The organism is Xanthomonas sp. BRIP62411 (genome assembly GCF_003993525.1).
In the GTDB taxonomy this organism is placed as follows: domain Bacteria; phylum Pseudomonadota; class Gammaproteobacteria; order Xanthomonadales; family Xanthomonadaceae; genus Xanthomonas; species Xanthomonas euroxanthea.
Genome location: NZ_QEZI01000018.1, coordinates 34,275 through 59,003, shown reverse-complemented (window position 1 = coordinate 59,003; position 24,729 = coordinate 34,275). Strand labels below are relative to the sequence as shown.

20 protein-coding genes and 1 tRNA gene are annotated in these 24,729 nt (G+C 65.4%); 16 read left to right on the top strand and 5 right to left on the bottom strand.

Going from position 1 to position 24,729, the window contains the following annotated elements:
- Positions 1 to 101 precede the first annotated feature (101 nt).
- Both tesB and EO139_RS15025 read right to left on the bottom strand, forming a co-directional pair.
- A complete protein-coding gene (gene tesB, locus EO139_RS15030) occupies positions 102 to 1,016 on the bottom strand; it encodes an acyl-CoA thioesterase II (RefSeq protein ID WP_104582435.1) in 915 nt (304 codons plus the stop codon).
- Between the two features lie 71 nt (positions 1,017 to 1,087).
- Complete coding sequence (locus EO139_RS15025) at positions 1,088 to 1,858, bottom strand: enoyl-CoA hydratase/isomerase family protein (RefSeq protein WP_104582436.1); 771 nt, start codon at positions 1,856 to 1,858, stop codon at positions 1,088 to 1,090.
- Positions 1,859 to 1,923: 65 nt separating this feature from the next.
- Here EO139_RS15025 and EO139_RS15020 point away from each other — a divergent pair, with 65 nt between their 5' ends.
- Positions 1,924 to 2,352, top strand: a complete 429-nt coding sequence (locus EO139_RS15020) for a copper chaperone PCu(A)C (protein WP_126971470.1) — start codon at positions 1,924 to 1,926, stop codon at positions 2,350 to 2,352.
- 263 nt (positions 2,353 to 2,615) lie between these two features.
- Here the strand turns inward: EO139_RS15020 and EO139_RS15015 are convergent, their stop codons facing one another.
- Both EO139_RS15015 and uvrA read right to left on the bottom strand, forming a co-directional pair.
- Positions 2,616 to 3,023 (bottom strand): thioesterase family protein, encoded by a 408-nt coding sequence (locus tag EO139_RS15015; protein WP_126971289.1) that lies wholly within the window; start codon positions 3,021 to 3,023, stop codon positions 2,616 to 2,618.
- The gene (gene uvrA, locus EO139_RS15010) at positions 3,023 to 5,989 is read right to left on the bottom strand and encodes an excinuclease ABC subunit UvrA (RefSeq protein WP_104650273.1); all 2,967 of its coding nucleotides are present in this window, start codon (positions 5,987 to 5,989) and stop codon (positions 3,023 to 3,025) included. The genes EO139_RS15015 and uvrA overlap by 1 nt, the downstream gene beginning before the upstream one ends.
- Positions 5,990 to 6,280: 291 nt before the next feature.
- Between uvrA and rplU the strand changes: the two genes are divergently transcribed.
- From rplU to obgE, 3 genes are all read left to right on the top strand, one after another.
- Positions 6,281 to 6,601 carry a 50S ribosomal protein L21 gene (rplU, locus tag EO139_RS15005; protein WP_016901712.1) on the top strand — a complete coding sequence of 107 codons (321 nt, stop codon included), beginning with the start codon at positions 6,281 to 6,283 and terminating at the stop codon, positions 6,599 to 6,601.
- Positions 6,602 to 6,613: 12 nt separating this feature from the next.
- Positions 6,614 to 6,874, top strand: coding sequence for a 50S ribosomal protein L27 (gene rpmA, locus EO139_RS15000; protein WP_003484326.1), 261 nt, complete (start codon positions 6,614 to 6,616; stop codon positions 6,872 to 6,874).
- 232 nt (positions 6,875 to 7,106) lie between these two features.
- Positions 7,107 to 8,156: a GTPase ObgE gene (obgE, locus tag EO139_RS14995; RefSeq protein WP_104582439.1), complete on the top strand. Its 1,050-nt coding sequence runs from the start codon at positions 7,107 to 7,109 to the stop codon at positions 8,154 to 8,156.
- Between the two features lie 91 nt (positions 8,157 to 8,247).
- Here obgE and rpsT read toward each other — a convergent pair whose 3' ends face one another.
- Positions 8,248 to 8,517, bottom strand: a complete 270-nt coding sequence (rpsT, locus tag EO139_RS14990; RefSeq protein ID WP_002807888.1) for a 30S ribosomal protein S20 — start codon at positions 8,515 to 8,517, stop codon at positions 8,248 to 8,250.
- Positions 8,518 to 8,633: 116 nt separating this feature from the next.
- Here rpsT and murJ point away from each other — a divergent pair, with 116 nt between their 5' ends.
- The 12 genes from murJ (at position 8,634) to radA (ending at position 24,532) form a co-directional block, all read left to right on the top strand.
- Entirely contained in the window at positions 8,634 to 10,226 is a 1,593-nt protein-coding gene (gene murJ, locus EO139_RS14985) for a murein biosynthesis integral membrane protein MurJ (protein ID WP_126971468.1), read from the top strand.
- A 217-nt stretch (positions 10,227 to 10,443) separates the two neighbouring features.
- The gene (locus tag EO139_RS14980; RefSeq protein WP_126971287.1) at positions 10,444 to 11,532 is read left to right on the top strand and encodes a bifunctional riboflavin kinase/FAD synthetase; all 1,089 of its coding nucleotides are present in this window, start codon (positions 10,444 to 10,446) and stop codon (positions 11,530 to 11,532) included.
- 6 nt (positions 11,533 to 11,538) lie between these two features.
- Positions 11,539 to 14,370, top strand: a complete 2,832-nt coding sequence (gene ileS, locus EO139_RS14975) for an isoleucine--tRNA ligase (RefSeq protein ID WP_126947472.1) — start codon at positions 11,539 to 11,541, stop codon at positions 14,368 to 14,370.
- 309 nt (positions 14,371 to 14,679) lie between these two features.
- On the top strand, positions 14,680 to 15,192 hold the full coding sequence (lspA, locus tag EO139_RS14970) for a signal peptidase II (protein WP_104582443.1): 513 nt from the start codon (positions 14,680 to 14,682) through the stop codon (positions 15,190 to 15,192).
- A gap of 77 nt (positions 15,193 to 15,269) precedes the next feature.
- Positions 15,270 to 16,220, top strand: coding sequence for a 4-hydroxy-3-methylbut-2-enyl diphosphate reductase (gene ispH / locus EO139_RS14965; RefSeq protein WP_104582444.1), 951 nt, complete (start codon positions 15,270 to 15,272; stop codon positions 16,218 to 16,220).
- A 177-nt stretch (positions 16,221 to 16,397) separates the two neighbouring features.
- Positions 16,398 to 16,473 (top strand) — tRNA-Thr (locus EO139_RS14960).
- A gap of 359 nt (positions 16,474 to 16,832) precedes the next feature.
- Entirely contained in the window at positions 16,833 to 17,768 is a 936-nt protein-coding gene (cyoA, locus tag EO139_RS14955) for a ubiquinol oxidase subunit II (RefSeq protein ID WP_104650267.1), read from the top strand.
- A complete protein-coding gene (cyoB, locus tag EO139_RS14950; protein ID WP_104582446.1) occupies positions 17,768 to 19,768 on the top strand; it encodes a cytochrome o ubiquinol oxidase subunit I in 2,001 nt (666 codons plus the stop codon). The genes cyoA and cyoB overlap by 1 nt, the downstream gene beginning before the upstream one ends.
- Positions 19,765 to 20,394, top strand: coding sequence for a cytochrome o ubiquinol oxidase subunit III (gene cyoC, locus EO139_RS14945; RefSeq protein WP_180496907.1), 630 nt, complete (start codon positions 19,765 to 19,767; stop codon positions 20,392 to 20,394). The genes cyoB and cyoC overlap by 4 nt, the downstream gene beginning before the upstream one ends.
- Positions 20,394 to 20,729 carry a cytochrome o ubiquinol oxidase subunit IV gene (gene cyoD, locus EO139_RS14940; RefSeq protein ID WP_006450195.1) on the top strand — a complete coding sequence of 112 codons (336 nt, stop codon included), beginning with the start codon at positions 20,394 to 20,396 and terminating at the stop codon, positions 20,727 to 20,729. Before cyoC ends, cyoD begins: the two co-directional genes overlap by 1 nt.
- 187 nt (positions 20,730 to 20,916) lie before the next feature.
- Positions 20,917 to 22,797, top strand: a complete 1,881-nt coding sequence (locus tag EO139_RS14935; protein WP_164739872.1) for a tetratricopeptide repeat protein — start codon at positions 20,917 to 20,919, stop codon at positions 22,795 to 22,797.
- 343 nt (positions 22,798 to 23,140) lie between these two features.
- Positions 23,141 to 24,532 (top strand): DNA repair protein RadA, encoded by a 1,392-nt coding sequence (gene radA / locus EO139_RS14930; protein ID WP_104650266.1) that lies wholly within the window; start codon positions 23,141 to 23,143, stop codon positions 24,530 to 24,532.
- Positions 24,533 to 24,729: the final 197 nt, after the last annotated feature.

The following is a 24,729-nucleotide window of genomic DNA, read 5'->3' as shown; positions in this document are numbered from 1 at the left end:
CGTGTCCGAGCTGAAGAAGAGGAAAGCCAGGGGCATCGATCCGCGCCGCAAGGTGGACGCGGCAACCGGCATGCCGATGCACGGCCAACGCAGTGGAGACATCAACATGGCACGTCGTTTGCCGGCACGGCGATCGTACTGCCGTCGGGCACCACGCGGATCAGGCCTTCCTGCGTGGTGCTGGCGACCAGCACGCCATCGCGGGTGAAGAACTGCCCGCGCGCCAGGCCACGCGAACCCTGCGCGGTGGGGCTGTCGAGCGAATACAGCAGCCAGTCGTCGGTGCGGAACGGGCGGTGGAACCACAGCGCGTGATCGAGCGAGGCCATCTGCACGTTCGGCGTGTAGTAGCTGATGCCGTGCGGAAACGTGGAGGTGCCCAGCAGCTGAAAATCCGAGGCATATGCCAGCAAGGCCTGGTGCAGGCCCACGTCGTCGCCGACCGGGTCGCTCAGGCGCAGCCACATCTGCTGGAACGGCGGGCGCTTGGGCGGCCTGAGTTCGTCGCGCGGGAAGACATGGCGAAACTCGAACGGGCCGCCACGCGACAGCCAGCGCTGCACCTTGGCAGGCAGCTTCTCCAGCACCTCCGCTGCCAATGGCGGAGTGGGTTCGATGTCTTCGGGCGGCGGCACCACCGGCATCACCGACTGATGCTCGGCGCCGTCCTCGCGCTGCTGGAACGAGGCCGCGCAGAAGAAGATCACCTTGCCGTGCTGGATCGCGGTGACCCGGCGCACCGAAAAACTGCCGCCATCGCGGGTGCGGTCGACGTCGTAGACGATCGGGTGGTCGATGTTGCCGGCGCGCAGGAAATAAGCATGCAGGGAATGCGCCTGGCGGCCGTTGTCCACGGTGGCCTGCGCGGCGGCCAGCGCCTGGCCCAGCACCTGCCCGCCGAACACGTACTTGGTACCGATATCGCGGCTCTGGCCGCGAAACAGGTTGTCTTCCAGGCGCTCCAGCGACAGCAGGCTGATCAGTTCGGAGACGACGGGTTCAGCAGTGGCGGACAAGGGGCTGGCCTGGGCGTGCGACGGACCGCGATTATAGCGGGCCGCCCGTGCGCGCCGTGCCGGGAGCCGGCTCAGGCCTTCTGCAGCCGCGCGACCAGGCCGTGCAAGGCAGCCTGCGCATCTGGCGCGTACCAGCCGTCGACAAAGCGCTCCAGCTGGATCAGCTCCGGTGCCAGCGCCGCGCGCAGATCGGCGCGCGCAATCGCGCGCGTGGTCAGCATCGGCTGGCGTGGCAGCTGCTGCAGCTCCTGCAGCCAGGCCACCGCGCGGGCGGTGACCAGGTCGCCATCGACCAGTTCGTCGACCAGGCCGATCGTGACCGCCTGTTCGGCAGGCAGCAACTGGCCGGAGATCAGCAGGCGCTCGGCGCGGTGCGCACCGACCACACGGCGCAACAGGCGCTGGATGCCTTCCGGTGCGGCCAGGCCCACCTGCACCTCGTTCAAGCCGATCGCATAGGGCCTGGCGGTATCGGCGCTGCGCGCCATCACCCGGTAGTCGCAGCACAGCGCCAGCACGCAGCCGCCGGCCGGCGCATGCCCGCCGATGGCCGCCACCACCGGCACGCGGCTGTTGGCCAGCGCCTGCGCGGCCTCGAAGAAGGCCGTCCAGCTGGCCAGCAACGCGGCACGGTCGGTGCCGTGCGCCAGCAGGTGCGGCACGTCCATGCCACCGGAAAAGATCCGCTCGCTGCCCGACAGCACGATGCCGTCGGTCTCCTCGCCGGCCTGCTGCACCGCAACGCTCAGCGCCTGGCACAACGCGCTGTCCAGTGCATTGACCGGCGGGCGCGCCAGACGGATTTCGCGAAGACGGCCATGGTCTAAGATCTGGATGCTCATTCGGGGCTCCTGGAGGTTGGGTCATGATAGACGGCAGTCGAAGCAGGCGGCGCATGCAGCGGTGCGTGCTGCTGGGTGCGTTGCTGATGCTGGCAAGTGCAGGCGCTGGCGCGCAGTGCCTGCCCGAGTTCAAGGACGGCTGGATCCGCATTCCGCCGCCTGGTGGCATGGGCATGGCAGCGGGATTCGGGCAGTTCCACAACGGCTGTGCGCAGCCGTCGAAGGTCACCGCGGCCAGGAGCAGTGCGTTTGCCGATGTGTCCATCCACGAGACCACGCAGACCAACGGTGTCAGCCGCATGCGCGCGGTGCCGGAGCTGGCGTTGCCGGCCGGCAGGTCGGTGCCGCTTGCGCCGGGCGGTCTGCATCTGATGCTGATGGAAGCGCGTGCGCCGCTGCAGGACGGCGCGCAGGTGCCGGTGACCTTCACCCTGCAGGATGGCCGCCAGATCAAGACCACGCTGCAGGCGCGCAAGCGCGCGCCGGGGGCGTAACCGCGCGCAGGGCGTGGCTGAGCAAGGCTGTAGCCTCGCAGGCTGCAGTCCTTGCAGAGCCCACTGCGCGATGTAGCCGATCAAACGCGATGCGTGGTGGCGAGCAGGCTGTCACTTCATTGTGTCGGTCCGTTCCCGATCACGCGGCCTGTCGGTGATATCGCGCAGCGGCATGACAGGATCGCTGCAAACAAAAACGGCGGCTCCCGGAAGAGCCGCCGTCGTCTTATGACGCTGGAGATCCAGCGCGCAACTGGCAAATCTCAGCTGCTGGCGGCGCGTACCGCGTCCGGCAGCGGTGCGCTCTTGCCGGTCTGCGTATCGATCCACACCACCACCACGTTGCCGTCCGAATACAGCACGCCCTCGTCCTTCTGGTCGAGGATGCGGTGGCCGATGGTGATGCTGCTGCTGCCCAGGCGCTCGACGAACAGTTCCACCAGGATGTCGTTCGGCCACACCAGCGGGCGCTTGTAGTTGACGTTGGTGGCCGCAACCACCGGCGCGATGCGGTCGGTCATCGCCACGCCTTGCACGCCCAGCATCCAGCGCACGCGCGCTTCTTCCAGATACGAAATGTACTTGGCGTTGTTGACATGGCCCATGCTGTCCATGTCGCGCCAGCGCACGCTGATCGGGATGCGTGCCAACACCTTGTGCTCTTCGCTCATCAGCTTGCCTTCTTCTTCGCGGTTTTCTTGGTGGCGGACTTGGCGACTTTCGCCACCTTCTCCGGTTTGACCTTGCGTGGCGGACGCGCGTCGGGCTTGTTGGCCATCGCCGCCGGCCGGGTCTCGCGCGCCTTCACCGACGGCAGCATCTTGGCCAGGAACTGTCCGGTGTAGGACGCCTTGTGCGCAGCCACATCTTCCGGCGTGCCGGAGACCAGGATGCTGCCGCCACGATGGCCACCTTCCGGGCCCAGGTCCACGATCCAGTCGGCGGTCTTGATCACGTCCAGGTTGTGTTCGATCACCACCACCGTGTTGCCCTCGTCGCGCAGCTTGTGCAGCACGCCGAGCAGCGCCTCGATGTCGTGGAAGTGCAGGCCGGTGGTCGGCTCGTCGAGGATGTACAGGGTGCGTCCGGTATCGCGACGCGACAGCTCCTTGGACAACTTGACGCGCTGCGCCTCACCGCCGGACAGCGTGGTCGCGCTCTGGCCCAGCTTGATGTAGCTCAGGCCCACATCCACCAGCGTTTCCAGCTTGCGCGCGATCGACGGCACCGGCTCGAACAGCCGCAGCGCGTCCTCGACGGTCATCTGCAGCACGTCGCTGATGTTGAAACCCTTGTAGCGGATCTCCAGCGTCTCGCGGTTGTAGCGCTTGCCGTGGCAAACATCGCAGGGCACGTAGACGTCGGGCAGGAAGTGCATCTCCACCTTGATCAGGCCATCGCCCTGGCAGGCCTCGCAGCGTCCGCCGCGCACGTTGAAGCTGAAACGGCCCGGCGAATACCCGCGCGCGCGCGCTTCCGGCACCTGCGCGAACAACTCGCGCAACGGCGTGAACATGCCGGTGTAGGTGGCCGGATTGGAGCGCGGGGTGCGCCCGATCGGCGACTGGTCGATATCCACGACCTTGTCGAACAGATCCAGGTTCTCGACCTCGCGATGCGCGGCCACCGGATGCGAGGCACCGTTGATCTCGTTGGCGGCCAGCGAAAACAGGGTGTCGTTGATCAGCGTGGACTTGCCCGAGCCGGACACGCCGGTGATGCAGGTCAGCAGGCCGGCCGGAATGTCCAGATCGACATTCTTCAGGTTGTTGCCGGTGGCCCCGCGCAGATGCAGCATCATCTTCGGGTTGGGCTTGTGGCGCTGCTTGGGGATCTCGATGCGGCGCTTGCCCGACAGGTACTGGCCGGTCAGCGAGCCGGGCGCATCCAGGATGTCCTGCAGCGTGCCCTGCGCGCAGATCTCGCCGCCGTGCACGCCGGCGCCGGGGCCGATATCCAGCACGTAGTCGGCCAGGCGGATCGCATCCTCGTCGTGCTCGACGACGATGACGGTATTGCCCAGGTCGCGCAGCCGCGTCAGCGTGCCGAGCAGGCGTTCGTTGTCGCGCTGATGCAGGCCGATCGACGGCTCGTCCAGCACGTACATCACCCCGACCAGGCCGGCACCGATCTGGCTGGCCAGGCGAATGCGCTGCGCCTCGCCGCCGGACAGGGTGTCGGCCTTGCGCTCCAGCGTCAGGTAATCCAGGCCGACATCGACCAGGAAGCCCAGCCGCTCGCCGATTTCCTTGACGATCTTGCTGGCGATTTCGCCGCGCCAGCCAGGCAGCGACAAGCCACGGAAAAAGCTCAGTGCCTCGTTGACCGGCAGCACCACCAGTTCGGGCAGCGGCCGGTCGGCGACGAACACGTTGCGCGCGGCACGATTCAGTCGCGTGCCGTTGCAGGCCGGGCAGGGCTGCTGGCTGACGTACTTGCTCAGCTCCTCGCGCACGGCCGGCGATTCGGTTTCGCGGTAACGGCGTTCCAGGTTCGGCAGGATGCCTTCGAACCGGTGCTTGCGCGTGGTGCGACCGCCCGCATCGGTGAAGTAGGTGAAGCTGATCACCTCATCGCCGCTGCCGAACAGCACCGCCTGGCGCACCTTGGCCGGCAGCGAATTCCACACCGCATCCACGTCGAACTTGTAGTGCTTGGCCAGCGAGGCGATCAGCTGGAAATAATAGGCGTTGCGCCGATCCCAGCCACGCACCGCGCCGGCCGACAGCGACAGCTCCGGATGCACCACGACGCGATCCGGATCGAAGAACTCGGCCACGCCCAGGCCGTCGCAGCTCGGGCAGGCGCCCACCGGTGCGTTGAACGAAAACAGCCGCGGCTCCAGCTCCGGCAGCGAGTAATCGCAGACCGGGCAGCTGTACTTGGACGAGAACAGGTGCGGCGCGGCGGCCGGGTCGTCCAGCGACTGCACCGCGACCATGCCTTCGCCGAGCTTGAGTGCGGTCTCGAAGCTTTCCGCCAGCCGTTGCTTGATGTCCTCGCGCGGCCGGAAGCGGTCGATCACCGCCTCGATGGTGTGCTTCTGGCGCAGCGCCAATGGCGGCACCGCGTCGATCTCGTACAACTCGCCATCCACGCGCACGCGCACGAAGCCCTGCGCGCGCAGTTGCTCGAAGACCTGGGCATGTTCGCCCTTGCGCTCGCGGATCACCGGCGCCAGCAGCATGTAACGCTGCTCCTGGTCCTGCGTGAGCATGTGGTCGACCATCTGGCTGACGGTCTGCGCCTCCAGCGGGAAACCATGATCGGGGCAACGCGGCTGGCCGACACGCGCGTACAGCAGGCGCAGGTAGTCGTAGATCTCGGTGATGGTGCCGACCGTGGAACGGGGGTTGTGCGAGGTCGATTTCTGTTCGATCGAGATCGCCGGGGACAGGCCTTCGATGTGGTCCAGGTCCGGCTTTTCCATCACGCTGAGGAACTGGCGCGCATACGCCGACAGCGACTCGACGTAGCGGCGCTGACCCTCCGCATAGATGGTGTCGAACGCCAGCGACGACTTGCCCGAGCCGGACAGGCCGGTGATCACGATCAGTTTGTCGCGAGGCAGGTCGAGGTCGATGTTCTTGAGGTTGTGCGTCCGCGCGCCGCGGATGCGGATGAAATCCATCGCCATGGGGGATCCGATGTCGGGCCGGCGAACCGGCAGTGGTGCGAGCGTGCTCAGCAGGAATGAGTGGCAGTCGATCAGCCTACCCGCCGACCTAGGTGAGGGCAATTGCCCCAAATGCCAGTCTGACCGGGCCGCTGTGGCGGCCGGATGATGCGTTGCACGGGTGGATCGGGCATGGCTGCGGCCCGGCGCCCGGCAGGTTGACCCCAAACCCCGTCAGCCCGTACAATCCCGCTCCTGTCTGCCCTAGGGCACGTCAGTGCGACCATAATAACTACAGAGGAAAACCTGGTCATGTACGCAGTTCTGGTAACCGGCGGTAAGCAATACCGCGTCGCGCAGGGCGAAACGCTCCGCGTGGAAAAGCTCGAAGTCGAAGCTGGCAACGAGATCAAGTTCGACACCGTCCTGATGCTGGGCGATAGCGATGGCATCAAGCTGGGCGATGCGCTGAAGGGCGCCTCGGTCACCGCCAAGGTCGTGGCCCATGGCCGCGCCGACAAGGTGCGCATCATCAAGTTCCGTCGCCGCAAGCACCACATGAAGCGTCAGGGACACCGTCAGTACTACACCGAAATCGAGATCACCGGCATTGCCGGTGGCGATAAGAAGTAAGGAGAACCAGTCATGGCACATAAAAAAGGCGTAGGTTCCTCGCGCAACGGTCGCGATTCCAACCCGAAGTACCTGGGTGTGAAGATCTTCGGTGGCCAGGCCATCGATGCCGGCAACATCATCGTGCGTCAGCGCGGCACCCAGTTTCATCCGGGCGCCGGCGTCGGCCTCGGCCGTGACCACACGCTGTTTGCGCTGGTCGACGGCAAGGTGGAGTTCTCCACCAAGGGCCCGAAGAAGCGTCGTACCGTCAGTGTGGTTGCCGAGGCGTAATCGCCCGCTCCATGCAGGCCAGTCCGCCAGGCATCGCTGCCCGGTGGACGAGACGGAAAGCCCCGCTTTTGCGGGGTTTTTCGTTTGACGGCCGGGAGTGGGGATTCGGGATTGGGGATTCGCAACGGCGGATCTCGATAGTCCTGATACCGCTGCTTCCTGCTGTTTCCGCAGCGGCCTAGCGGCGTCCTGCGGTGGTGTTACCAATCCCAAATTACGAATCTCAAATCTCATGAAGTTAGTCGACGAAGCAGAAATCCTGGTCAGTGCCGGCAATGGCGGCAATGGCTGTGTCGGCTTTCGCCGCGAGAAGTTCATCCCGCTCGGCGGGCCCGACGGCGGTGATGGCGGCAACGGCGGCAGCGTGTGGATCGTGGCCGACGAGAACGTCAATACGCTGGTCGACTTCCGGCATGAGCGCACCTTCAAGGCGCAGCGCGGCGAGAACGGCATGGGTCGCCAGGCCTACGGCAAGGGTGGCGAAGACCGCATCATCGTGGTGCCGGTCGGCACCGTGGTGATGAACGTGCAGACCGACGAAGTCATCGGCGACCTGACCCAGCATGGCGATCGCCTGCTGGTGGCCAAGGGCGGCAAGGGCGGCCTGGGCAACATGCATTTCAAGAGCTCGGTCAACCGTGCGCCGCGCCAGTCCACCACCGGTGAAGAGGGCGAGGAGCGCTTGCTCAAGCTGGAGCTGAAGCTGCTGGCCGACGTCGGCCTGCTGGGCTTTCCCAACGCGGGCAAGAGCACGCTGATCCGCGCGGTGTCCTCGGCGACCCCGAAGGTGGCCGACTATCCGTTCACCACCCTGTATCCGAATCTGGGCGTGGTCAGTGTCGAGGCGTATCGCAGCTTCGTCATCGCCGACGTGCCGGGCCTGATCGAGGGCGCGGCCGACGGTGCCGGGCTGGGCACGCAGTTCCTGCGCCATCTGCAGCGCACCCGCCTGCTGCTGCATCTGGTGGACATCTCGCCGATGGATGGTGGCGTGGAGGCGTCGCCGGTGGACCAGGTGCGCACCATCGAGCGCGAACTGGAACGTCACGATCCCGAATTGCTGAAGAAGCCGCGCTGGCTGGTGCTCAACAAGGCCGACCTGATGTTCGAGGACGAGGCGCGCGCCGCGGCCGAGACGATCGTGGCCGAACTGGGCTGGACCGCGCCGTGGTATCTGGTCTCGGCGCTGGGTCGCGATGGCACCTTCCCGATCATGAAGGACGTCATGGCCTTCTTCGACCGTCAGCGCGAGGACGAGCTCGAGGCACGCAATGCCGGCTGAGCGCATGCGCAGGCACACAAAAAACCCGGCCAAGGCCGGGTTTTTCTATGCCACCGCAAGCCAGGCCTGCGGTGATGCCGACACGGCGCGCTTACGCGGCCTTGATGGCCTTGATACGAGCGGTCAGACGGCTCTTGTGACGCGCAGCCTTGTTCTTGTGAATCAGGCCACGGGCACTGAAACGGTCGAGGATGGGCTGAGCGACGGCGAAAGCAGCTTCGGCGCCTGCAGCATCGTTGGCGTCAAGGGCCTTGATCACCTTCTTGACGGCGGTGCGCAGCATCGAACGCTGGCCCGTGTTGCGCTCATTGCGCACAACGGTCTGCTTGGCGCGCTTCTTGGCGGACTTGATATTGGCCACGGTGGTGGGTTCCTGAAAAATCGGTGTAGTGGAAAAAGCAAGCGGGAAAGTATGATGGGCTTAGTTATGTACGTCAAGTCAGTTGTCAAGAGGGAGGCTGCGTGAGCAAGCCCGGCATGTTGAGAGGCCTGCTCTCATTCAGCAGTATGACCATGGTGTCGCGGGTATTGGGCCTGATCCGCGACCAGGCGATCTCCACCACCTTTGGCGCCAATGCGGTGACCGACGCGTTCTGGGTGGCATTCCGGATCCCCAATTTCCTGCGTCGCCTGTTCGCCGAGGGCTCGTTCGCCACCGCCTTCGTACCGGTGTTCACCGAAGTCAAGGAAACCCGCCCGCATGCGGACCTGCGCGAGCTGATGTCGCGGGTGTCCGGCACGCTGGGTGGCATGTTGCTTGTGATCACCGCACTGGGGCTGATCTTCACCCCGCAGCTGGCGTCGGTGTTTTCCGATGGCGCGGCCACCGATCCGGACAAGTACGGCCTGCTGGTGGATCTGCTGCGGCTGACGTTTCCGTTTCTGCTGTTCGTGTCGTTGACCGCGCTGGCGGGCGGGGCCCTCAACAGCTTTCAGCGGTTTGCGATTCCGGCACTGACGCCGGTGATCCTCAACCTGTGCATGATCGCCGGTGCCCTGTGGCTGGCGCCGCGGCTGGAGGTGCCGATCCTGGCGTTGGGCTGGGCGGTGCTGGTGGCCGGTGCGCTGCAGTTGCTGTTTCAGCTGCCGGCCTTGAGAGGCATCGATCTGCTGACGCTGCCGCGCTGGAGCTGGACGCATCCGGACGTGCGCAAGGTGCTGACCTTGATGATCCCGACCCTGTTCGGTTCGTCGATTGCGCAGATCAACCTGATGCTGGACACGGTCATCGCCGCGCGCCTGGCCGATGGCTCGCAGTCGTGGCTGTCGCTGGCCGACCGCTTTCTGGAGCTGCCGCTGGGCGTGTTCGGGGTGGCGCTGGGCACGGTGATCCTGCCGGCGCTGGCGCGCCATCACGTCAAGACCGACCGCAGTGCGTTCTCCGGCGCGCTGGACTGGGGGTTCCGCACCACGCTGTTGATCGCAGTGCCGGCAATGCTCGGCTTGCTGCTGCTGGCCGAGCCGCTGGTGGCGACCTTGTTCCAGTACCGTCAGTTCACTGCCTTCGATACGCGGATGACCGCGATGTCGGTCTATGGCCTGAGCTTCGGCCTGCCGGCTTACGCCATGCTCAAGGTGCTGCTGCCGGCCTTCTACGCCCGCCAGGACACCCGTACCCCGGTGCGGGCCGGCGTGGCGGCGTTGATCGCCAACATGGTGTTCAACTTCGTGTTGCTGGCGGTGGTCTACCAGGTCATGGTGCCGCCCGAGCTCAAGGCGCAGGGCGTGATGCAGGCGCTGGGCAAGCAGCCGGGTCTGCATCTGGCGCTGGGCATTGCCAGCGCGCTGTCGAGTTACCTCAACCTGGGCTTGCTGTGGTACTGGCTGGGCAAGTCCGGCGTCTACCAGCGCCGGCCGGGTTGGGCAGGCTATGCGCTGCGCCTGCTGCTGGCGTGCACGGCGATGGTGGCGGTGCTGTTGAGCCTGCTGTGGTGGCTGCCATCGTTCACCGTGATGGACAAGTGGGATCGCATCGGATGGCTGACAGTGCTGGTCGGTAGCGGCGGGGCGACTTATCTGGTGGCGCAGGTGGCGCTCGGTTTGCGGCCGCGGCATCTGCGCGAAGGCTAGTCGCCTGCCAAGTCGGCCGCGGGTGCAGAGCCATCGGTCAGACGGTGGGAGTTGATGCCGGGCCAGGCGGGCGCGCAATCGCCTGCCCGCTTCCGGGGCGCAGCTGGGCGCGGCACCGGCCGGGCGGCGCCCATGCGGGTTGACAGGCACGGCTATACTTGCGGGTTATGCATCAACGAGGGTCGGCCGGCAGGCCGGCATCTGTTTGGATCGAGGAATGAGCAGGCTGTTTAGAGACGTCGAGGGCGGGACGCTGTTCCCGCACGGAAGCGTGGTCTGCATCGGCGCCTTTGATGGCCTGCACCTGGGGCATCGGGCATTGGTGCAGCACGCAGTCGCGCGCGCGCGCGCGCTGGGCGTGCCGGCGGTGGCGGTGAGCTTCGAGCCGCTGCCGCGCGAATTTTTCGCCCCGGCCGCGCCGCCACCCCGGCTGACCCTGGCCCGCGCCAAGATCGAAGGGCTGCACGGCTTCGGTGCCGACAGCGTGGGCATGATCCGTTTCGACGGCCGCCTGTCGGCGATGAGCGCCGAGGATTTCGTACGGCTGGCCCTGGTCGGCCGGCTATGCGCCAAGGAGGTCTGGATCGGCCCGGAGTTCCGTTTCGGCCATCGGCGTGGTGGCGATATCGGCCTGCTGCGCGCGCTCGGTGCGCACTACGGTTTTGAGGCGGGCGAAATCGCGCCGGTGCATCTGCACGGTGAGCGCATCTCGGCCACGCGCATCCGCGAGTTGCTGGGTGCAGGCGAGTTCGCGCACGCCGGGCAATTGCTTGGCCGGCCGTATGCCATTGGCGGGCGGGTGGTGCGCGGCAAGCAGCTTGGACGCACGTTGGGCTATCCGACCGCCAATCTGCGGTTTCCGCGCACGCCGGCGCTGTCGGGTATTTACGCGACCTGGGTGCATGGTGTGGCCGAGCGGCCGTGGCCGTCGGTCTCCAGCTTCGGCACGCGGCCGACGGTGGCCGGCGTGGAGCCGCTGCTGGAAGCGCACCTGTTCAACTTCCAGGGCGATCTGTATGGCCGGCATATTGCCGTCGAATTCGTCGCCAAGCTGCGCGACGAAGAGAAGTTCGACGGCCTGGACGCGCTGACGGTGCAGATGCACCGCGATGCCGAGCAGGCGCGTGCGGTGCTGGACAGGCATGCAGTTTCTGCGACACACGCGAGTTCCTCGCAACAGCCCGCCTATGATGCGAGTCCCTCGCAGGAGCCCGCACATCCGTGTGCGGACAATGGACATGCGAGTTCCTCGCAAACGTCTGCACATGTAAGTGCAGACACTTCAGACAACGCAGCGCAACGGTAGAGACCTGTGACCCAAGACTACAAAGCCACTCTCCATCTGCCCGCGACGGAATTCCCGATGCGCGGCGACCTGCCCAAGCGCGAGCCGGCGATGCTGGAGCGCTGGGAGCGCGAGGGGCTGTACGCGCAACTGCGCGCCAATGCGGCCGGGCGCCCGCTGTTCGTGCTGCACGACGGCCCGCCGTATGCCAATGGCCAGATCCATCTGGGCCACGCGGTCAACAAGATCCTCAAGGACATCATCGTCAAGTCGAAGTACCTGGCTGGCTTCGATGCGCCCTACATCCCGGGTTGGGACTGCCACGGCCTGCCGATCGAGATCGCGATCGAGAAAAAGTACGGCAAGGTCGGCGTGAAGCTGGATGCGGCGCAATTCCGCCAGAAGTGCCGTGAATACGCCACCGAGCAGATCGACCTGCAGCGGCGCGACTTCAAGCGCCTGGGCGTGATCGGCGACTGGGACAACCCGTACAAGACGCTGGATTTCCGCTTCGAGGCCAACGAGATCCGTGCGCTGGCCAAGGTGGTCGACAACGGCCATCTGACCCGCGGCGTCAAGCCGGTGCATTGGTGCTTCGACTGTGGCTCGGCGCTGGCCGAGGCCGAGATCGAATACGCCGACAAGGTGTCGCCGACGGTGGATATCGCCTATCCGGCGCGCGATCCGGCGGCCGTGGCTGCTGCATTCGGCGCGAGCCTGCCGGCGGGCGTGGGCGTGGCGGTGCCGATCTGGACCACCACCCCGTGGACGCTGCCGGCGTCGCTGGCGGTGAGCCTGGGCGCGGACCTGGACTACGTGCTGGTCGAAGGCCCCGCCGATCGCGGCCAGCCGCGCTGGCTGGTGGTGGCCGAAGCCCTGGCCGGCAAGGCGCTGGCGCGCTACGGCGTGCACACGGTGGTGGTGCACGGGCATGCCAAGGGTGCGGCGCTGGAGCAGATGCTGCTGAACCACCCGTTCTATGCCGAGCGCGAAATCCCGCTGTTGCTGGGCGACCACGTGTCGGCCGAGGACGGTACCGGCGCGGTGCACACCGCACCGGGACATGGCCAGGAGGACTACCAGGTTTCCAAGCAGTACGGCCTGCTCGAGCGCTATGGCGCTGCGCAGATCAACCCGGTGGACGGGCGGGGCGTGTACCTGCCGTCGACGCCGCCGCTGGGCGAGACCGTGCTGGCCGGGCTGCACATCTGGAAGGCCAACGACATCCTCATCGAGGCGCTGCGCGACACCGGCGTGCTGCTGGCGGCCAGCAAGATGGAGCACAGCTATCCGCATTGCTGGCGCCACAAGACGCCGATCGCATTCCGCGCCACGCCGCAGTGGTTCATCTCGATGGAGCAGGCCAACCTGCGCGCCGATGCGCTGGCGGCCATCGACAACGTGCACTGGTATCCGTCCTGGGGCCAGGCACGCATCGCCGGCATGGTCGACGGGCGTCCGGACTGGACGATTTCGCGCCAACGCACCTGGGGCGTGCCGATCGCCTTGTTCGTGCATCGCGAAACCGGCGAGCCGCATCCGCGCAGCACCGAGTTGCTGCGACAGGTCGCCGACCGCGTGGAGCTGGGCGGTGTGGACGTGTGGTACACGCTGGACGCGGCCGAACTGCTGGGCGACGAGGCGGCCGATTACGACAAGATCACCGACATCCTGGATGTGTGGTTCGACTCCGGCGTGACCCACGAGGCGGTGCTGGTGGACCGCGGCCTGCCCAAGCCGGCCGACCTGTACCTGGAGGGCTCCGACCAGCACCGTGGCTGGTTCCAGTCCTCGCTGCTGACCGGCGTGGCGATGGACAAGGCGGCGCCGTACAAGCAGTGCCTGACCCACGGCTTCACCGTGGACGAGCACGGCCGCAAGATGTCCAAGTCGCTGGGTAACGGCATCGAGCCGCAGGACATCATGAAGACCCTGGGTGCGGACATCCTGCGCCTGTGGATCGCCTCGGCCGATTACAGCAACGAGATGTCGCTGTCGCAGGAGATCCTCAAGCGCAATGCCGACGCGTACCGTCGCCTGCGCAATACCGCGCGCTTCCTGCTCGGCAACCTGCATGGCTTCGATCCGTTGCAGCACCTGGTGGCGCTGGACGACATGGTGCTGCTGGACCGCTGGATCGTGCATCGCGCGCACGAGCTGCAGGAGAAGATCGTCGCCGCGTATGCGCGCTACGACTTTGCCGAGATCGTTCAGGCGCTGCTGAATTTCTGCAGCGTGGATCTGGGCTCGCTGTATCTGGACGTGACCAAGGACCGCCTGTACACGATGGCCGAGGATGCACGCGGCCGCCGTTCGGCGCAGAGCGCGATGTATCACGTGGCCGAGGCGTTCGTGCGCTGGATCGCACCGGTGCTGAGCTTCACCGCCGAAGAGCTGTGGGGCTACCTGCCGGGCAAGCACGCCGACAACGTGCTGTTCGCCACCTGGTACGACGGCCTGGCGCCGCTGCCGGCCGATGCTGCATTGACCGGTGCGGATGTCGACAAGTTGCTGGCCTTGCGCGAGCAGGTGGCCAAGGTGCTGGAGCCGATGCGTGCCAACGGCGCGATCGGTGCGGCGCTGGAAGCGGAGATCACCGTGGCTGCCGATGCACAGACTGCCGCGCGTTGGCAGCCGCTGGCCGAGGAGCTGCGCTTCCTGTTCATCAGTGGCGATGTCACCGTCACTGCGGCCAGCACCGACGACATCTTCGTCAGCGCGCAGCCGACCAGCAAGGCCAAGTGCGTGCGCTGCTGGCACCACCAGGCCAGCGTGGGCAGCGATCCGCGTCACCCGGAACTGTGCAGCCGCTGCGTCAGCAATATCGAAGGCCCCGGCGAGGAGCGTCGCTGGTTCTGATGGGGTGCGCATGATTGCGCGTGGCGGGCCGATCCTGCCACGCGTGATCGAGACCCGGATGGGCCGGGCGTGCGCCTGCGCGCGACCTCATCGGCAGCCACCGCTGCCGTCGATGGCCCCGGCGCCGCAGTCCCTCGCTTGCTGAAGCGTGGCGCACGCGGCAATGCGGGGCAGGGCGGCTGGCTCGGGCGTCCATGCCATCCTTGCCCGCCTGTCTTCCAGCTTTTGTTCCGCTAACCGCCATCCCCAACGCCATCCAGGCATCTTCTCCGGCGTCGGAGAAGTCACCACCAACTGCGATCTTTCGACATGAGTCAACGCCCCAAACCCTCCGCCCTGATCTGGTTGCTGCTGTCGGCACTGGTGGTCGGGCTGGACCAGTGGAGCAAGGCCTGGGTGCTGTCCAGCCTGCCCGAGTACACCCCGGTGCCGGTGATCGACGGCTTCTGGAACTGGTACCGCACCTACAACACCGGCGCGGCCTTCAGCTTCCTGAGCGATGCCGGCGGCTGGCAGCTGTGGTTCTTCACTGCGTTGGCGGTGGGCATCAGCGGGCTGCTGGCGTTCTGGCTGTCGCGTACCGCGCGCGGCGAATGGCGCAGCGCGTTGCCGTATGCACTGGTGATCGGCGGGGCGATCGGCAACGTGATCGACCGGCTGATGCACGGCCACGTGGTCGATTTCATCCAGTGGTATATCGGCAGCCACACTTGGCCTGCGTTCAACATCGCCGACTCGGCAATCGTGGGCGGCGCCATCGGCATCGCGGTATTCGGCCTGTTCGACAGGTCCGGCAAGCGGGAGGCGGGGATCCGGAAGTAGGAATCGTCGCTGAAGTCGCGGCGTACCGGCATCGCCCGGTTCCATCCTCCATTCCCCATTCCCGTAGAATGCCCGCCATGGATGTCCTGCTCGCCAATCCCCGTGGTTTCTGTGCCGGTGTCGACCGTGCGATCGAGATCGTCAAGCGCGCGATCGAAACGCTGGGCGCGCCCATCTATGTGCGCCATGAAGTGGTGCACAACCGCTTCGTAGTCGACGACCTCAAGCAGCGCGGCGCGGTCTTCGTCGAAGAGCTGGACGAGGTGCCGGACAACGCCACGGTGATCTTCAGCGCACACGGCGTCTCGCAGGCGGTGCGCCAGGAAGCCGAGCGCCGCGGGCTGAAGGTGTTCGACGCGACCTGCCCGCTGGTGACCAAGGTGCATTTCGAGGTGGCGCGGCATTGCCGGGCCGGCCGCGACGTGGTGCTGATCGGCCACGCCGGACACCCGGAGGTGGAAGGCACGATGGGGCAGTGGAGCCGCGAACGCGGCCCGGGCACGATCTATCTGGTCGAGGACATCGAGCAGGTTTCCACGCTGCAGATCCGCCAGCCGGAGAACATTGCCTACACCACCCAGACCACGCTGTCGGTGGACGACACCATGGGCATCATCGAGGCCCTGCGTGCGCGCTACCCGGCCATGCAGGGGCCGCGCCACGACGATATCTGCTACGCCACCCAGAACCGCCAGGACGCGGTGCGCGATCTCGCGCGCCAATGCGATCTGGTGCTGGTGGTCGGTTCGCCCAACAGCTCCAATTCCAATCGCCTCAGCGAGCTGGCCCGGCGCGACGGGGTGGAGTCCTACCTGATCGACAACGCCAGCGAGATCGACCCGGCCTGGATCGTGGGCAAGCAGCACATCGGCCTGACCGCCGGCGCCTCCGCGCCGCAGGTGCTGGTCGATGGCGTGCTGGCGCGGTTACGCGAGCTGGGCGCCAGCAGTGTGTCGGAGCTGGAAGGCGAGCCGGAATCGATGGTGTTCGCCCTGCCCAAGGAATTGCGGTTGCGCCTGGTCAGCTGACAGCGGGCGCTCCGGGCTGCTTGCGGCGGCGGGTCCCTGCCGCAAGCCCGGGTGCTTCGCAGCTGCAGGTGGTCGTCCTCCGCCGGCCATGGTCCACAGGTCCGGGGCCGGGATACGCAGTGCGGCGCCTGGCGGCGATTGACCGGGCACCGGCTCCGCTCCTACAATGCACGGCTCGCCGGAATAGCTCAGTTGGTAGAGCGGCGCATTCGTAATGCGTAGGTCGTAGGTTCGATTCCTATTTCCGGCACCATTGCTTCAACACTGGGTCGACCATTGGTCGGCCCAGCTGCGTTTGGGCCGAAGCACGCGCATCTTGCCGCTGGCCCGGCCATATACGCCACACATCGTGGCGTCCGCAATCGATGGCCGCGGCTGCATCTTTGTCGTCCTGCGCAGCGCTGCGACAACATGTCGCACAGTTTTGTGCGCATTAATTGCGACAGATCATTGCCGATGGGTTTCGTGCAGGTGCAGCAAAGTCTAAAATCAGGGAGCTAACTCGTGTCTTCGGTCTGCGTGGCCGCCTTCCTTCAGGAAGCGTGCCGTCAGGACAAGTCCCACCTGGATACGACGAACGAGGCTGGCGTTCCTTCGCACTTGGATCGACCGATGATTCCGTTGAAACATCTCGGGCGTGTACTTCGTCCAGGCCTGATGCTGCCGTTCCTGCTGTTGGCAGGCTGCAGTTCGGCTATTCTCAATCCGAAAGGCCAGATCGGCCACGACGAGAAGCAGCTGCTGATCACCTCGGTCGTGCTGATGCTGATCGTGGTCATCCCGGTGATCGTGATGACGATTGCGTTCGCGTGGAAATACCGCGCGTCCAACACGAAGGCACGCTACGAGCCGGACTGGTCGCACTCCACCGCGATCGAGGTGGTGGTGTGGTCGATCCCGTGCGTGATCATCCTGGTGCTGGCGGTGCTGACCTGGCGCTCCTCGCACGCGCTGGACCCTTACCGGCCGCTGGATTCGGACGTCAAGCCGATCACCATCGAAGCGGTGTCGCTGGACTGGAAGTGGATGTTCATCTACCCGGACCAGAACATCGCCACGGTCAACGAAATCGCCTTCCCGGTGCATACGCCGCTGAACTTCAAGATCACCTCCGACACGGTGATGAATTCGTTCTTCATCCCGCACCTGGGCACGATGATCTACGCGATGGCCGGCATGGAAACCAAGCTGCACCTGGTGGCCAACGAGCCGGGCGAATACTTCGGCCTGTCGACCAACTACAGCGGTCACGGTTTCTCGAAGATGAGCTTCAAGGCGCATGCCGTCGATCAGGCCGGCTTCGATGCATGGGTGGCCAAGGTCAAGGCATCGCCGACCGCGTTGAACGCCGCCGAGTACCAGGTGCTGGCAGCCAACCGCAACGACAAGGAACAGTATCCGGTCACCTACTACTCGTCGGTGCAGGACGGCATGTTCCGCTCGCTCGTCGACAAATACATGAATGGTCCTGGCCATAACAAAGGCCATGGCGACCATCAGGCAGCGGCTGCAGAGCCGGTTGCCATGTGCACTTCTGGAGACAAGTGATGCTAGGCAAACTTACGATCGAGGCGGTTCCGTACCACGAGCCGATCATCATGGTCGCACTCGGTGGTGCAGGCCTGCTCGGCCTGCTCATCGCGGGCGCCATCACCAAGTACAAGCTGTGGGGCTACCTGTGGAACGAGTGGTTCACCTCGGTGGACCACAAGCGCATCGGCGTGATGTACATCATCGTGGCGCTGGTCATGTTGCTGCGCGGCTTCGCCGATGCGGCGATGATGCGCACCCAGCAGGCGCTGGCAGGTAACGGCGGCGAAGGCGTGCTGCCGCCGCATCACTACGACCAGATCTTCACCGCGCACGGCGTGATCATGATCTTCTTCATGGCCATGCCGTTCATGACCGGCCTGTTGAACCTGATCGTGCCGCTGCAGATTGGTGCGCGCGACGTGGCGTTCCCGTTCCTGAACTCGCTGAGCTTCTGGCTGTTCGTGGCCGGTGCGGCGCTGATCAACATCTCGCTGGGTGTCGGCGAATTCGCCCAGACCGGCTGGCTGGCGTATCCGCCGTTGTCGGGGCTGGAATACAGTCCGGGGGTCGGCGTCGACTACTACATCTGGGCGCTGCAGGTCTCAGGCCTGGGCACCTTGCTGACCGGCATCAACTTCTTCGTGACGATCATGCGGATGCGCGCGCCGGGCATGACCCTGATGCGCATGCCGATCTTCACCTGGACCGCGCTGATCACCAACATCCTGATCATCGCCGCATTCCCGATCCTGACCGTGGCGCTGGCGCTGCTGGGTGCCGACCGTTACCTGGGCACGCACTTCTTCACCAATGACGGTGGCGGCAACGCCATGATGTACGTCAACCTGATCTGGATCTGGGGTCACCCGGAAGTCTATATCCTGATCCTGCCGGCGTTCGGCATCTTCTCCGAGTTGATCGCCACCTACAGCCGCAAGCGCCTGTTCGGCTACACCTCGATGGTCTACGCCACCTCGTGCATCGGCGTGCTGTCGTTCGTGGTGTGGTTGCACCACTTCTTCACCATGGGCTCGGGTGCCAACGTCAATGCCTTCTTCGGCATCACGACGATGATCATCTCGATCCCGACCGGCGTGAAGATCTTCAACTGGCTGTTCACCATGTTCCGCGGTCGTGTGCACATGACCTCGCCGGTACTGTGGACGATCGGCTTCATCATCACCTTCACCATCGGCGGCATGACCGGCGTGATGCTGGCGATCCCGGCAGTGGACTTCGTGCTGCACAACAGCCTGTTCCTGATCGCGCACTTCCATAACGTGATCATCGGCGGCGTGGTGTTCGGCTACCTGGCCGGCCTGACCTACTGGTTCCCGAAGGCGTTCGGCTTCAAGCTCAACGAAAAGATCGGCAAGGCCTCGTTCTGGTGCTGGATCATCGGCTTCTTCGTGGCCTTCATGCCGCTGTACGTGCTCGGCTTCATGGGCATGACCCGTCGCATGAACACCTACAACCACCCCGAGTGGGCGCCGTGGCTGTATGTCGCCGCGGCCGGTGCTGCGATCATCGGTCTGGGTATCTTCCTGAACCTGGTGCAGATCGGTTACAGCGTGTGGAAGCGCAAGGAGCACATGGACCACACGGGCGATCCGTGGGATGGCCGGACGCTGGAGTGGGCCACCTCCTCGCCACCGCCGTTCTACAACTTCGCCGTGCTGCCGCACATCGACGACCGCGATCAGTTCTGGGCCGACAAGCAGAACGGCAAGGGCTGGGTGCGTCCGTCCAAGTACGAGGCCATCCACATGCCGCGCAACACCGGTGCAGGCGTGTATATCGGCGCCTTCAGCGTGCTGATGGGCTTCGGTCTGATCTGGCACATCTGGTGGCTGGCCATCGTCGGCCTGGTCGGCATGATCGGCAGCTTCATCGCCCGTACCTTCGATGACGACATCGATTACTGGGTGCCGGCCGACGAAGTGGAGCGTATCGAAAACGCGCGCTTTGCCCTGCTCGAACAGCAACATGCGGCGCAGGCCGCGAAGGTGGTATGACCATGTCTTCCTCGACCACGCTAGACCACGCCGCCCACGCGGGCGGCCACGACGACCACGAACATCACGATGCCGGTGGCAACACCGTCTTCGGGTTCTGGGTCTACCTGATGAGCGACTGCCTGCTGTTCGCCGGCCTGTTCGCCACCTATGCGGTGCTCTCCGGCGCCACGGTGGACGGACCGACCGCCAAGGAGCTGTTCGACCTGAAGTTCGTGCTGGTGGAAACCTTCCTGCTGTTGTTCAGCAGCCTGAGCTTCGGCGTTGCGATGATTTCCGCGCACAAGCGCAACATGACCGGGCTGTACGCCTGGCTGGGCGTCACCGCGCTGCTGGGCATTGGCTTTCTGTGCATGGAAGTCTGGGAGTTCAACCATCTGATCCACGAAGGGGCGGGTCCGGGACGCAGCGCGTTCCTGTCGGCCTTCTTCACCCTGGTGGGGACGCACGGCCTGCACGTGGCTTCCGGCCTGTTGTGGATGGCAGTGCTGGTGATCCAGATCTCCAAGAACGGCCTGACCCCGCGCAACAGCACGCGTCTGGCCTGCCTGAGCCTGTTCTGGCATTTCCTGGACATCATCTGGATCGGTGTGTTCACCGTCGTCTACCTGCTGGGAGCGCTGTAATGGCCAATCACCACGCGCATGAAACCGCTGCCGACGCACATGCCGGCGGCCTGAAGTCCTACCTGATCGGCTTTGTGATGGCCGTGATCCTCACCGTCATCCCGTTTGCGATGGTGATGAGCGGAGCGTTCTCCAAGGGTGTCACCGTCATCGTGATCTCGCTGATGGCCGCGGTGCAGATGCTGGTGCACATGGTGTACTTCCTGCACATGGATCGCTCGCCCGAGCAGCGTTCCAACGTGCAGGTGGGCCTGTTCTCGTTGCTGATTATCGGCATCGTGATCGTGGGTTCGCTGTGGGTGCTGCACAACATGAACGTCAACATGATGCATTGAGACGGCATGGCGCCCGATCCCGGCACGCCGGATCGACGCATACCGGACAGAACGAAGCCGCCAGGTCACTGGCGGCTTTTTTTTTGCGTGCGAATCGGTGCGCAGCATGACCTATGGCATACGGGGGAAGCGCAGGCAGGCGCTTAGCATCGTGGGCTTGCCTGTTCCAGGTCCCTGCGGAGTTGCGATGAAGATCCCCACCTTGTTGTCCGTGTCGCTGCTGGCGGCACTGTCGTTGCCTGCGGCCGCACAAACCGCTGCGCCGCAGGACGTGCCGTTCGACGGCACCTTGAAGATCGACGTCGATGCCACCGATCTGGCCCACCGCATCTTCAAGGTCAAAACCACCATGCCGGCCAAGCCCGGCCCGATGACGCTGCTGTATCCGCAGTGGATTCCCGGCAATCACTCGCCGACCGGGCCGATCGACAAGCTGGCCGGTCTGGTGATCAAGGTCGATGGCAAGGTGGTGCCGTGGAAACGCGACCAGTTCGATGTGTACGCCTTCACCGTGGACGTGCCGCAGGGCGCCAGCGAGCTGGTGGCCGAGTTCAAGTTCCTCTCGCCGCAGGCCCCCAACCAGGGCCGGGTGATGATGACCCCGGAGATGCTCAACCTGCAGTGGAACACCACCGCGCTGTATCCGGCCGGCGTGTTCGCACGCAACATCAAGGCCCAGGCCAGCGTCACCTTGCCAGCCGGCTGGAGCTATGCCACGGCACTGGAAACCGACCGCCGCGTCGGCGACACGGTGACCTTCAAGCCGATCGATTTCGACGACCTGGTCGATTCGCCGATGTTCGCCGGCAAGTACTACAAGCGCGTTGAGCTGAGCGCCGGCAAGCAGCCGGTCTACCTCAACGTGTTCGCCGACGAAGCCAAGTCGCTGGAGGCCAAGCCCGAGCAGATCAAGGCGCATGCAGCGCTGGTGCAGCAGATGGACAAGCTCTACGGCGCGCGCCATTTCGATCATTACGAATTCCTGCTGGCGCTGACCAAGAAACTGGGTGGCATCGGACTGGAGCATCACCGCTCCAGCGAAAACAGCGGCGTGCCGACGTACTTCACCGAGTGGGACAAGAGCTGGACCGGGCGCGACCTGCTCGCACACGAGTTCAACCACTCCTGGAACGGCAAGTACCGTCGCGGTGCCGACCTGGCCACGCCGAACTTCAATGTGCCGATGGGCGACAGCCTGCTGTGGCTGTACGAGGGCCAGACCCAGTTCTGGGGCGAAGTGATGGCCGCGCGTTCGGGCCTGTGGACGCAGGACCAGGCGCGCGAGATGCTGGCCGGCGTGGCGGCGAGCTATGAGCGCGGGCGCCCCGGCATGGCCTGGCGCACCGTGCAGGACACCACCAACGACCCGACCATGTCGATGCGCCGGCCCAAGGCGTACCGCAGCTATCAGATGAGCGAGGACTACTATTCCGGCGGCCAGATGATGTGGCTGGAAGTGGACAGCAAGTTGCGCGCGTTGACCAACAACAAGCGCTCCATCGACGATTTCGGCAAGGCGTTCTTCGGCATGAACAACGGCGACTGGGACGTCAACCCGTACACCTTCGACGACATCGTCGCCACGCTCAACGGCATTGCCGCCTACGACTGGGCCAGCCTGTTGCGCAGCCGCATGGACGGGCATGGCTCGTTGAACGGGGGCATCGAGGCCAATGGCTGGAAGCTGGTCTACAACGACGAGCCCAATCTGGCCACCAAGGCCGACGAGAGCGACGACAAGGACGCCAACCTGGCCTATTCGCTTGGCGTGTCCTTGAAAGCCTCTGGCGACATCGGTGATGTGCTCTGGGACGGCCCGGCCTTCAATGCCGGCCTGATCGCCGGCAACACCATCGTGGCGGTCAACGGCCGCGCCTTCAGCAGCGAGGTGATCAAGGACGCGATCAAGGCGGCCAAGGGCACCACCGCGCCGATCGAACTGCTGGTCAAGCGCCTGGACCGCTACGACACCGTGCGCATCGATTACCACGGCGGCCTGCTGTATCCGCATCTGGAACGTATTGCTGGCAAGCCGGATCGCCTGAGCGAGTTGTACAAGCCGCGCTGAGCGGCGGTTGCCTGCGAGCAGCCGTTCGAGCGGGCAATGGCAGGATCTGGTGTCTGCATGACCAGCTGCGATTGATCATGCAGTGCCAGGCGCCGGTTTTCGTCGGTACCGATGCCGGTGCGACCGATCGAAAGACGGCGCGCCAGCCGACTGGTCCGCTCATCAATGCGGCCAGGTGAAAAACGCCGCCGCAGGAATGGGTGCTTGCATCCCTTCCTGCGGCGGCGTCAGCTGTCCGATTCCCGATTCCCGATTCCCGATTCCCGATTCCCGAGCCAGCGTCGCGCATCCTGAGACCGACGCCGACTATGCTGTCGCTCCAGAAGCGATGGGTTAACTGACGATGGCGAAGGCGAAAACGGCCTATGTCTGCGGCGAGTGCGGCGCCGAATACAACAAGTGGCAGGGGCAGTGCACCGAGTGCGGGGTCTGGAACACGCTCAGCGAGATCGTGCTCGAAAGCGCCACGCCCGGCGGCAAGGCCTCGCCTGCGGCTTCGCGACGTAGCGGCTGGGCCGGCAAGGCCGAGGCGCCCAAGATCACCGCGCTCAAGGATGTGCAGCAGTCCGAGCAGGCGCGTGTGTCCACGGGCATCGGCGAGTTCGATCGGGTACTGGGGGGCGGGCTGGTCGAGGGCGCGGTGGTGCTGATCGGTGGCGACCCGGGCATCGGCAAGTCGACATTGTTGCTGCAGGCGCTGGCGAGCATGGCCAGCACGCTGCCGGTGCTGTACGTGACCGGTGAGGAATCGTTGGCACAGGTGGCCGGGCGCGCGGTGCGGCTGGATCTGCCGCTGGAAGGCTTGAATGCGCTGGCCGAAACCGGCATCGAAAACATCCTGCAGCATGCCAGCGTGGCGCGGCCGAAGCTGATCGTGGCCGACTCGGTCCAGACGCTGTGGACCGAGTCGCTGACCGCGGCGCCGGGCTCGGTCAGCCAGGTGCGCGAGAGCGCGGCGCGGCTGGTGCGCTATGCCAAGGAGACCGGCACCGCCGTGTTCCTGGTCGGCCATGTGACCAAGGAGGGCGGCATCGCCGGCCCGCGCGTGCTGGAACACATGGTCGATGCGGTGCTGTACTTCGAAGGCGAGAGCGGTAGCCGGTTTCGCCTGCTGCGCGCGTTCAAGAACCGCTTCGGGGCGGTCAACGAGCTGGGCGTGTTCGCGATGGGCGAGAAGGGCCTCAAGGAGGTCTCCAACCCGTCGGCGATCTTCCTGTCCGGCGGCAGCACCCAGCAGCCGGGCAGTTGCGTGATGGTCACCCGCGAAGGCACCCGGCCGCTGATGGTGGAGGTGCAGGCACTGGTGGACGCCTCGCCGCTGTCCAATCCGCGGCGCGTGGCGGTGGGGCTGGAGCAGAACCGGCTGGCGATGCTGCTGGCGGTGCTGCATCGCCATGGCGGCATCGTGGTGGGCGACCAGGACGTGTTCGTCAATGTGGTCGGCGGCATCCGCGTGCAGGAAACCGCTGCCGATCTGCCGGTGCTGCTGGCAGTGCTGTCCTCGCTGCGCGACCGGCCGCTGTCGGAGAAGACGATTGCCTTTGGCGAAGTGGGGCTGTCGGGCGAGATCCGGCCGGTGCCCAACGGCGAGGATCGTCTGAAAGAAGCCGCCACCCACGGCTTCAAGCGCGCGATAGTGCCCAAGGCCAACGCGCCCAAGGTTGCCAGCATCAAGGGCATGGAGATCGTCGCGGTGGAGCGGCTGAGCCAGGCGCTGGAAGCGGCGGCCGAGTGATGCCGGCGTGTATGGGAGCGCGCGTGCGCAGGGCATCGCGCTGCACGCGGTGAGCTGATCGCGCGCCCGGTGCAGGGCTGCACACATTGCGCCGCGCGATGCCGGAGTTGCATCAGTGAGGTTGTCGGGTTGGCCGCCGGCAACTGCGGCGACCGTTGGTCGGCCAGCAGTCGCGAGATGCCGCCAGCCGGTAAGAA